Genomic DNA, 9,126 nt, shown 5'->3' on the forward strand with positions numbered 1-9,126 from the left:
CCAGGAAGGACTCGATTTGATGACTGACGACACCAAATTCCCGCCCGAGAAGAACCTGCCCGCCGGCTATGTGCCGCCGAAGGTCTGGACGTGGGACGAGGAGAATGGCGGCGAGTTCGCCTCGACCAACCGGCCGACCGCCGGCGCGCAGTTCGACAGGGACCTGCCGGTCGGCAAGCACCCGCTACAGCTCTATTCGCAGGGCACGCCGAACGGGGTGAAGGTCACGGTGATGCTGGAGGAACTGCTCGAAGCCGGGTATTCGGACGCCGAGTACGACGCCTGGCTGATCCGTATCGGCAGGGGCGACCAGTTCGGCTCCGGCTTCGTCGCGGTCAATCCGAATTCCAAGATCCCGGCGATGATGGATCACGCGCCGAAGGGCGGCGGCGAGCCGATCCGGCTGTTCGAATCCGGCTCGATCCTCGTCTATCTGGCCGAGAAATTCGGCGCTTTCCTGCCGACGGACGTCCGGACCCGCGCCGAGACGATGAACTGGCTGTTCTGGCAGATGGGGTCCGCGCCCTATCTCGGCGGCGGCTTCGGCCATTTCTATGCCTATGCGCCGATGAAGATCAAATACGCGATCGACCGCTACGCGATGGAGGTGAAGCGCCAGATGGACGTGCTCGACCGGCACCTCGCCGGCCACGAGTACATGGCCGGCAATGAATACACGATCGCCGACATGGCGATCTGGCCCTGGTACGGGCGCATGGCCGCCGGACAGTCCTATGGCGATTCCGGCAATTTCCTCGCCGTCGACGACTATCCGAATGTCCAGCGCTGGACGAAACAGATCGCGGAACGCCCGGCGGCAAAGCGCGGCACCATGGTCAATCGCACGGCCGGCAAGCCCGAAAGCCAACTGTGGGAGCGCCACGACGCCTCCGACTTCGACACGAAGACGCAGGACAAGATCGAGGACGCCGCCTGATGGCCAAGCTGCCGGACATGACCAAGCATCGCGGCTTTCCGTCGGGAATGCCCGGCACGGGATTCCAGTTCACCATCCGCCGCGCCAATCCGAAGGGCGTGTCGCCGATCGTCGAGCGCAAGCGCTATCCCGACCGCGACAAGACGGAAGCGCTCGCCGACGCCGCCTTCATGCACGCGCTGTGGCACCATTTCGGGACCGAGCCGTTCGAACGCGGCAATCTCGACGCCCGGCGGCTGTCCTTCCTGTTCAACCGCGAGGTCGTGCCGGCGGAAAAGCCCTTCGACCCGGCCTCCTACGAGGCGATGCTGCAAATCGACGAAGACGTGGCCCGGGCGAGTTTTCCCGAAGCCTTTGAGGATGTGATGGAGGTGTGACGCGATCCTTCTCCCCCCTTGGAGGGGGAGAAAGCAAAAGCTTGGGCTTGGCGGAGCCAAGTCCTTAGCTTTTGCAAGAGAGGGGGACGGATGTGGGAGACAAGAGGCTGCGGACCTTCGCCAAGGCGATGCGCAAGGAGCCGACGGATGCGGAATATGCGCTTTGGCAGATGCTGAGGTCCCGCAAGCTGAACGGAATGAAATTCAGGCGGCAGGAGCCGCTCGGGCCATACATATGCGATTTCGTCTGCCACGCGCGCAAACTGATCGTCGAAGCGGACGGGTCGCAACATGAGGGATCGAAGCGTGATGCGTGTCGTGACCGATATTTTGAAGACCAGGGTTACCGGACGATCAGGGTCCGGAACGAGGATATTTTGGAGGACGCGGATGCAGTCGCATTGCGGATCATCGATGAAGCGGGCGGGCGCTAATCCCCCTCTCTTGCCTTTTCCAGGGACTTACGCGGGCTACGCCCACGTAATTCCGGGAAAAGGCTTTCTCCCCCTCGAGGGGGGAGAAGGAGTGCGAGTATGACCACTGAACTCTTTTCCAAGATCCTCGTTGCCAATCGCGGTGAAATCGCCTGCCGCGTCTTCAAGACCGCCAAGCGTCTCGGCATCGGCACCGTTGCCGTCTATTCCGAGGCGGACAGGAATGCGCTGCATGTCGAGATGGCCGACGAGGCGGTGCTGATCGGCCCGCCGGCCGCCAACCAGAGCTATCTGGTGATCGACAAGATCATCGAAGCCTGCAAGGAGACCGGCGCGGACGCCGTGCATCCGGGCTATGGCTTCCTGTCGGAGCGCGCGGAATTCGCCGAGCGGCTGAAGGCCGAGGGCATCACCTTCATCGGCCCGCCGGTGGGCGCCATCGAGGCGATGGGCGACAAGATCACCTCCAAGAAGATCGCGGCCGAGGCGAACGTCTCCACGGTGCCCGGTTACATGGGGCTGATCGATGACGCCGAACACGCGGTCGAGATCGCCAACGGCATCGGCTATCCGGTGATGATCAAGGCGTCGGCCGGCGGCGGCGGCAAGGGCATGCGCATCGCCTGGAACGACGCCGAGGCGCGCGAGGGCTTTGACCGCTCCAAGTCGGAGGCGGCATCGTCGTTCGGCGACGACCGCATCTTCATCGAGAAATTCGTCACCGAGCCGCGCCATATAGAGATTCAGGTGCTGGCCGACAGCCACGGCAACGCGGTTTATCTCGGCGAGCGCGAATGCTCGATCCAGCGGCGCAACCAGAAGGTCATCGAGGAGGCGCCGTCGCCGTTCCTCGACGCGGAGACCCGTAAGGCGATGGGCGAGCAGGCCGTCGCGCTGGCGCAGGCCGTCGGCTACGCGTCCGCCGGCACGGTCGAGTTCATCGTCGACAAGGACCGCAATTTCTACTTCCTGGAAATGAACACCCGGCTGCAGGTCGAGCATCCGGTGACCGAGCTGATCACCGGCGTCGACCTCGTCGAGCAGATGATCCGCGTCGCCGCCGGCGAGCGGCTGACGCTGGCCCAGGACGACATCAAATTGAACGGTTGGGCGGTGGAGAGCCGGCTCTACGCCGAGGATCCGTATCGCAACTTCCTGCCGTCGATCGGCCGGTTGACGCGCTACCGCCCGCCGGCGGAGGGCGAGCGCTTCGACGGCGTGATCGTGCGCAACGACACCGGTGTCTTCGAGGGTGGCGAGATCTCGATGTTCTACGACCCGATGATCGCCAAGCTGTGCACCTGGGCGCCGAGCCGCGACGAGGCGGTCGAGGCGATGGCGGAATCGCTCGACGCCTTCGAGGTCGAGGGCATCGGCCACAATCTGCCGTTCCTGTCGGCCGTGATGGACCATCCGCGCTTCCGCAACGGACGCATCACTACGGCCTTCATCGCCGAGGAATATCCCGACGGTTTCGCCGGCGCAGAGCTTTCAACGGAAAACCTGCGCCTCGTCGCCGCAACGGCGGCGATGGCGCAGTGGATCGCCGACCGGCGCGCCTCGTTCATCTCCGGGCGGATGGAGAAGGGGGCGAAATACGGCCCGTCCGAGACGCCCTTCGTGGTACGTGCGGGCGGTGAGGAATTCGAGATCGCGATCGACGACGAAGCCACGCGCGGTTTCTATGACGTCGAGGATCTGACCGCGCCGCAGGACGGCGAATGGGGCAACCCGGTCTGGCTGTCGTTCGGCGACGAGGACGGCGCGCGCGCCTATCAGATCTCCTGGCGGCCGGGCGACCGGGTGGCCACCATTTTCGCCGAGGGCAACGAGGAGGGCCACTGGCACGAGATCGCGGCGATGAAGATCGCGCCGATCCCGGGCGGCTTCCGGGTGCGTTATCGCGGCGCCGACCTGAAGGTGCACGTGATGGCGCCGCATGTGGCGCGGCTCGCCAGCCTGATGCCGGAAAAGCAGCCGCCGGACACCTCCAACCTGCTGCTATGCCCGATGCCGGGCCTGGTCGTCGCCTTGAACGTGCAGGAGGGCGAGGAGGTGCAGGAAGGCCAGACGCTCGCCATCATCGAGGCGATGAAGATGGAAAACGTGCTGCGCGCCGAAAGGGCCGGCAAGGTCGCGAAGATCCCGGTCGAGGTCGGCGCGAGCCTGGCGGTGGACGCGGTGATCATGGAGTTCGAGAAGTAATGGGTTACACCATTTCTCTTCTGTATTTTCCCGGTGCCGCGAAGAAGCAGGCGCTTGCAGCCGCTGGCTACTCCGAAACCAGTGAAGAGGACGAGGTGAACGAGGAGCCGGTCAGTGGAGCTGAATTGAAGAATGGCGATTATCTGATCTGGCGGAACTGGGAGTGGGATCCGGTTGGGGAGGATTACTACCGCCGCATTTCGACGAGTTCCCCGCTTGTCGTTCTGGATCTGAGCGAAACGACGATGGCGTGCGGACTGTTTTTTTACCGGGACGGCTGGTCCGAGTGGTCGATATCGCACTTTGCCGAGAACGGTATCGACAACCTGACAGCAACTGGCACGCTACCGGGAGGCTTGGCGGGAAAGCTGGAAACGCTACGCCGCGATGCCGCGCGAAAGCAGGCCCAGGATGACGAGGTCGACTACTACTTTGACGTACCTGTCGAGATGTTCCGTCACCTTTCCGGATTCCGGTACGACATGGAGCACGACCGCGCATTCCATGTCTTGGAAGCGGCCAACGACTCCGCAGCGCCTCTCGGGAAACCTTGGAGATAGACCATGACCAAGAAAACCAAACGAGACTGGCTCGATCTCGCCGAAAAGGAGATCAAGCGCGATCCTTCCACCCTCGACTGGGCGACGCCGGAGGGCATCACCGTCCATCCGCTCTACACGGCCGACGACCTGCCCGAGGGCGCGGCCGACGAACTCCCCGGCTTCGCGCCGTTCACGCGCGGGGTGAAGGCGACCATGTATGCCGGACGGCCGTGGACGATCCGGCAATATGCGGGCTTTTCGACCGCGGAGGAGTCCAACGCCTTCTACCGGCGCAACCTCGCCGCCGGGCAGAAGGGCCTGTCGGTCGCCTTCGACCTCGCCACCCACCGCGGCTACGACTCGGACCACCCGCGCGTTTCCGGCGATGTCGGCAAGGCGGGTGTGGCGATCGACTCGGTCGAGGACATGAAGATCCTGTTCGACGGCATCCCGCTCGGTGAGATGTCCGTCTCGATGACCATGAACGGCGCGATCATCCCGGTGCTCGCCATGTTCATCGTCGCCGGCGAGGAGCAGGGCGTGAAGCGGGCCGATCTCACCGGCACGGTGCAGAACGACATCCTCAAGGAGTTCATGGTCCGCAACACCTATATCTACCCGCCGGAACCCTCGATGCGGATCGTCGCCGACATCATCGAGTACACGGCGAAGGAAATGCCGAAATTCAACTCCATCTCGATCTCCGGCTACCACATGCAGGAGGCCGGGGCGACGCTGGCGCAGGAACTCGCCTATACGCTCGCCGACGGGATGGAATATGTCCGCGCCGCCAAATCGCGCGGCCTCGACGTCGACGCCTTTGCCGGCCGGCTGTCCTTCTTCTTCGGCATCGGCATGAACTTCTTCATGGAGGCGGCGAAGCTGCGCGCCGCGCGGCAGATGTGGTCGCAGATCATGACGGATTTCGGCGCCAAATCCGATCGCTCGAAGATGCTGCGCACGCATTGCCAGACGTCGGGCGTCTCGCTCACCGAGCAGGACCCGTACAACAATGTCGTGCGCACCGCCTTCGAGGCGATGTCGGCCATTTTGGGCGGCACGCAGTCGCTGCACACCAATTCCTTCGACGAGGCGATGGCGCTGCCGACGGATTTCTCGGCCCGCATCGCCCGCAACACGCAGCTGATCCTCGAACACGAGACCGGCGTCGCCAATGTGGTCGACCCGCTCGGCGGCTCCTATTACGTGGAAGCCCTGACGAAGGACCTCGCCGACAAGGCGTGGGAGCTGATCAGGGAAGTGGAAGCCTTGGGCGGCATGACCAAGGCGGTCGAGGACGGGCTGCCGAAACTGCGCATCGAGGAGGCGGCGGCGCGCCGGCAGGCGCGCGTCGACAAGGGCGAGGAGGTGATCGTCGGCGTCAACCGCTTCAGGCCCGCCGACCCGGACAAGGTCGACATTCTCGCCATCGACATCACCAAGGTGCGCGCCTCGCAGATCGCCAAGCTGAAAAAGGTGCGCGAGACGCGCAGCAAGGCCGCGCTCGAGAGCGCGCTGCAAAATCTCGAAAAAGTCGCGGCGTCCGGCAAGGGCAATTTGCTGGAAGCCGCCGTCGAGGCCGCGCGGGCGCGGGCGACGCTGGGCGAGATTTCCGATGCCATGGAGCGCGCCTTCCAGCGCCACCACGCCATCACCCGCGTGATTTCCGGCGTCTATGGCGAGGCCTATGCGGGCGACCCGGAATATGCCGCGATCCAGACCCGCATCGCCGAGGTGACGAAGACGCTGGGCCGCAAGCCGCATATCCTCGTCGCCAAGATGGGCCAGGACGGCCACGACCGCGGCGCCAAGGTGATCGCCTCGGCGTTTGCCGACATGGGCTTCACCGTCGATCTGTCGGACATGTTCGAGACGCCGGAAGAGGTCGCGCAAAAGGCCAAGGCGATGGAGGTCGACGTCGTCGGCGTCTCGTCGCTCGCCGCCGGCCACAAGACGCTGGTGCCGGAACTGATCGACCGGCTGAAGGCGATCGGCGCGGGCGACATCAAGGTCGTTTGCGGCGGCGTCATCCCCGAGCAGGACTACGCGGATCTGCGCGCCGCCGGCGTCGCCGAAATCTTCGGCCCCGGCTCCAACGTGCTGGAGGCGGCCAACGCCGTGCTGGCGCAGGTGGAGGGGCTGCGGAGGAACCGCTAGCGCGCCGCTACTCGCCCGGGCGCGGCACGAGGCTGCGATAGAGGTGCCAGGTCGCGTGGCCGAGCAGCGGGATCACGATCACCAGGCCGATCAGCGCCGGCAGCGCGCCGATGACGAGACCGGCAGCGACGATCACGCCCCATGCCGCCATCGGTCCGGGGTTCTTCGTCGCCGCGCGGATCGAGGTGCGCACGGCCGTGACCGGCCCGACCGGCCGGTCGAGCATCAGCGGGAAGGAGATCGCTCCGACCGACAGCGCGGCGATCGCGAAGAGGAACCCGGTGCCGATCCCGGCAACGATCATCGTGCGGCCCGCTTCGGTCATGAAGACGTCGCGCACGAACGCGGCGGTCGTCTGCGGCGGCTGCTGGCCGAGCGTCGCGAGATAGATCCAGTATGCGGTGACGAGCCAGGCGATGAAGATCGCGAGCAAGAGCAGCCCGACAACGGGAATCGCGCCATAGGCCGGCGTCGTTCCGGTGTCCTTTTCGCCTGCGGCCTCGCGTTCGCGCCGCCGGCTCAACGCGTAGAACCCGATCCCCGCGACCGGGCCGATCAGCGCGAATCCGGAGGCGAGCGGGAATATCAGCGGAAGCAGGTTGTGCGTGGACGCCGCGACGGCGAGCACGATCCCGGCGACCGGATAGATGATCGCCAGCGAGAGCGCGTCGGAGCGGAACGCGCCGAGGTCGTCGATGCCGCGGGCGATCGCTTGGCGGACGTCGTCGAGGCCGATCCGGTTAACCGCCGGCAGTGCGTCCGTTTCTTCGGGCACGTGCATCGTGTCGGCGGCCCTGCCGATGGCATGGGTCATTTCGACGAGGCGGTGCGCGCCCCATTCGATCGGGTTCTTGATCTGCTTGTCGATGGCCATGGGTCTCGCTCCTCCCGAATTGGCGTTCGAGGTCGCGGTCGCCCGTGGCGTGCGCGTCGCCGGCCGCCCGCCACGCGGACCGTTGCGGCCTTGTCGAGGGAAATATAGCGCCGCGCGGCCGTCCGGCAATGCCGGGCACCGGCGAATGCCCGGAGCCATGGCGGAGAGCCGATATCCGGCCGATTGACTTGACCGGCCCGAACGGTTTCACCTTGTCCGGTCTGCGTGCCCGATCCGATTGCCGGGTGCATTCACATCCACGCGGGAGGACATCCATGCATTACGGCTTCATCGGTCTCGGCAATCTCGGCGGGCATCTGGCCGCCAGCCTCCTGCGGGCGGGGTTCGCGGTCTCCGTCCATGACAGGAACCGGCAGGTCGCCGACCGCCTCGTCGAGGCCGGTGCGCGATGGGCCGATACCCCGGAGGCGCTTGCCGAGGGCTGCGACGCGGTCATCACCTGCCTGCCGTCGCCGAAGGTCTCGGAACAGGTGCTCGGCCAGATCCTGGCCGTGATGAAGCCCGGCGCGACATGGATCGAGATGTCGACGCTGGGGCGCGACGAGATCCTGCGTCTCGGCGCGGTCGCCGCCGAAAAGGGCGTCGACACGATGGAACTGCCGGTCACCGGCGGCGTGCATCTGGCGGCCCAGGGCAAGATCACGATGCTCGCCGGCGGCGACAGGGCGCTGTTCGACCGGCATCTGCCGGCGCTCGAGGCGATGGGCGACAGGATCTTCCACATGGGTCCGCTCGGCAACGCCTCGATCATCAAGGTCATCACCAACATGCTGGCCTTCATCCACCTGAAGGCGACCGGCGAGGCGCTGATGCTGGCGAAGCGCGGCGGGCTCGATCTCGCCCAGGCCTGGGCGGCGATCCAGGCGTCGTCGGGCAATTCCTTCGTGCACGAGACCGAGGGCGCGCTGATCCTCAACGGTTCCTACGACATCGCGTTCAACATCGATCTGGCGCTGAAGGACCTCGATTTCGCGATGCAGTTCGGGCGCGAGTTCGGCGTGCCGCTGGAACTGGCCGCGCTCACCGAGCAGACCTATGTCGAGGCCAAGGCGGCCTATGGCGGCGCGGCGCAATCGCCGATGATCGCCAAACTGCTCGAAGACCGCCTCGCCACCGACCTGCGCGCGCCGGGCTTTCCCGCCAAGCTGGTCTAGGGGTGTCTACTGCCACAAGACACTGGTGCCGGAACTGATTGACCGGCTGAAGGCGATTGGCGCCGGCGACATCAAGGTCGGCTGCGGCGGCGTGGCGGAAATCTTCGGTCCCGGCTCCAACGTGCTGGAAGCGGCGAATGCGGTTCTGGCGCAGGTGGAGGGGGTGAGAAGGAACCGGTGAGGGGCTCTCTCCCCCTTGGTGGGGGAGAAAGCAAAAGCTTGGTCTTGGCGAAGCCAAGTCCTTAGCTTTTGCAAGAGAGGGGGCTTCGATGCGCGCGAGTGGTTTTGGCGGCTAATTAGAGGAGTTGTCCTTCGTATTCGCTGGATGTCTGCTCTGCGCCCCATGCACGAACCCGCTTCGCGGGAGAGTCGCGGGTGGCGAGATAGCGTCATAATTATTGGCTTCGGCCAAGACAGGCCTGATC

Annotated in this window: 9 protein-coding genes and 1 pseudogene; 9 read left to right on the forward strand and 1 reads right to left on the reverse strand. The window is 65.2% G+C overall.

All coding sequences use genetic code 11. From position 1 onward, the window contains the following. The first annotated feature begins 19 nt into the window (after window positions 1-19). From yghU to scpA, 7 genes and pseudogenes are all read left to right on the forward strand, one after another. Window positions 20-937 carry a glutathione-dependent disulfide-bond oxidoreductase gene (yghU, locus tag IG169_RS14260; protein WP_193176895.1) on the forward strand — a complete coding sequence of 306 codons (918 nt, stop codon included), beginning with the start codon at window positions 20-22 and terminating at the stop codon, window positions 935-937. After that, the gene (locus IG169_RS14265; protein ID WP_193176896.1) at window positions 937-1,314 is read left to right on the forward strand and encodes a hypothetical protein; all 378 of its coding nucleotides are present in this window, start codon (window positions 937-939) and stop codon (window positions 1,312-1,314) included. Before yghU ends, IG169_RS14265 begins: the two co-directional genes overlap by 1 nt. Before the next feature lie 92 nt (window positions 1,315-1,406). Further along, window positions 1,407-1,748: an endonuclease domain-containing protein gene (locus tag IG169_RS14270; protein ID WP_343225656.1), complete on the forward strand. Its 342-nt coding sequence runs from the start codon at window positions 1,407-1,409 to the stop codon at window positions 1,746-1,748. A 99-nt stretch (window positions 1,749-1,847) separates the two neighbouring features. Then, window positions 1,848-3,329: pseudogene (locus tag IG169_RS14275) on the forward strand (acetyl-CoA carboxylase biotin carboxylase subunit); the annotation flags it as partial. Then, window positions 3,315-3,953: a biotin/lipoyl-containing protein gene (locus tag IG169_RS24455; RefSeq protein WP_428982252.1), complete on the forward strand. Its 639-nt coding sequence runs from the start codon at window positions 3,315-3,317 to the stop codon at window positions 3,951-3,953. The pseudogene IG169_RS14275 and the gene IG169_RS24455, both read left to right, overlap by 15 nt. Continuing rightward, a complete protein-coding gene (locus IG169_RS14280; protein ID WP_193176898.1) occupies window positions 3,953-4,513 on the forward strand; it encodes a hypothetical protein in 561 nt (186 codons plus the stop codon). Before IG169_RS24455 ends, IG169_RS14280 begins: the two co-directional genes overlap by 1 nt. Before the next feature lie 3 nt (window positions 4,514-4,516). Beyond that, a complete protein-coding gene (gene scpA / locus IG169_RS14285) occupies window positions 4,517-6,652 on the forward strand; it encodes a methylmalonyl-CoA mutase (RefSeq protein ID WP_193176899.1) in 2,136 nt (711 codons plus the stop codon). 7 nt (window positions 6,653-6,659) lie between these two features. Here the strand turns inward: scpA and IG169_RS14290 are convergent, their stop codons facing one another. Then, complete coding sequence (locus tag IG169_RS14290; RefSeq protein ID WP_193176900.1) at window positions 6,660-7,526, reverse strand: DUF2189 domain-containing protein; 867 nt, start codon at window positions 7,524-7,526, stop codon at window positions 6,660-6,662. A 275-nt stretch (window positions 7,527-7,801) separates the two neighbouring features. On the opposite strand from IG169_RS14290, the gene IG169_RS14295 reads away from it, so the two are divergent. Further along, a complete protein-coding gene (locus IG169_RS14295; RefSeq protein ID WP_193176901.1) occupies window positions 7,802-8,701 on the forward strand; it encodes an NAD(P)-dependent oxidoreductase in 900 nt (299 codons plus the stop codon). Window positions 8,702-8,726: 25 nt separating this feature from the next. After that, window positions 8,727-8,882, forward strand: a complete 156-nt coding sequence (locus IG169_RS14300) for a hypothetical protein (RefSeq protein WP_193176902.1) — start codon at window positions 8,727-8,729, stop codon at window positions 8,880-8,882. The last annotated feature ends 244 nt before the right edge of the window (window positions 8,883-9,126 follow it).

Origin of the sequence: Oricola nitratireducens (assembly GCF_014904745.1) — a bacterium.
Classification (GTDB): Bacteria; Pseudomonadota; Alphaproteobacteria; order Rhizobiales; family Rhizobiaceae; genus Oricola; species Oricola nitratireducens.

Excerpts from the sequence above, each read along its gene's own strand:
- yghU (WP_193176895.1), top strand. The coding sequence starts at position 20 with ATGACTGACGACACCAAATTCCCGCCCGAGAAGAACCTGCCCGCCGGC.
- IG169_RS14265 (WP_193176896.1), top strand. The coding sequence starts at position 937 with ATGGCCAAGCTGCCGGACATGACCAAGCATCGCGGCTTTCCGTCGGGA.
- IG169_RS14280 (WP_193176898.1), top strand. The coding sequence starts at position 3,953 with ATGGGTTACACCATTTCTCTTCTGTATTTTCCCGGTGCCGCGAAGAAG.
- scpA (WP_193176899.1), top strand. The coding sequence starts at position 4,517 with ATGACCAAGAAAACCAAACGAGACTGGCTCGATCTCGCCGAAAAGGAG.
- IG169_RS14290 (WP_193176900.1), bottom strand. The coding sequence starts at position 7,526 with ATGGCCATCGACAAGCAGATCAAGAACCCGATCGAATGGGGCGCGCAC.
- IG169_RS14295 (WP_193176901.1), top strand. The coding sequence starts at position 7,802 with ATGCATTACGGCTTCATCGGTCTCGGCAATCTCGGCGGGCATCTGGCC.